1 protein-coding gene is annotated in these 405 nt (G+C 74.3%); it reads right to left on the bottom strand.

The features are described 5' to 3' along the window. Window positions 1-405: lysylphosphatidylglycerol synthase domain-containing protein (locus I6F37_RS42760; RefSeq protein ID WP_225154792.1), on the bottom strand; the 405-nt coding region annotated here is incomplete at both ends.

The raw sequence follows: 405 nt of genomic DNA on the forward strand, positions 1-405 counted from the left end.
GGCAGCAGCGGCGCGAGGTAGATCAGGAACAGCGCCTCGATGCCCCCCGAGCCGCCGGGCGTCGGCATCGCGAGGCCGGCGAGCCAGAGACCGGCGGTGCGCAGCAGGTAGAGCACCGGCCGCAGGTCGCGCGTGAAGCTGAGCGCGACGAAGAGCGGGACGGCGTAGCGGGCCGTCCAGTGGATCACGCTCCAGAAGATGGCGATGGCGTAGAAGCGGATCGGCTGGCCGCGCAGCGCGTCCACGGCCACGCGCGTCTCGGCGGCGACGGCCCGCACGCGCGGCGCGAACCGCCGCAGCAGCGGCAGCCCGACGACGGCGTGGACGGCGCGCTCCAGCAGGTCGGGACGCAGCAGCGTGGCGTAGGCCGTGAAGCCGAACCACACGAGCAGCGCCCCCGAGTAG

Source organism: Bradyrhizobium sp. NBAIM08, assembly GCF_020193935.1.
Lineage (GTDB): Bacteria > Pseudomonadota > Alphaproteobacteria > Rhizobiales > Xanthobacteraceae > Bradyrhizobium > Bradyrhizobium yuanmingense.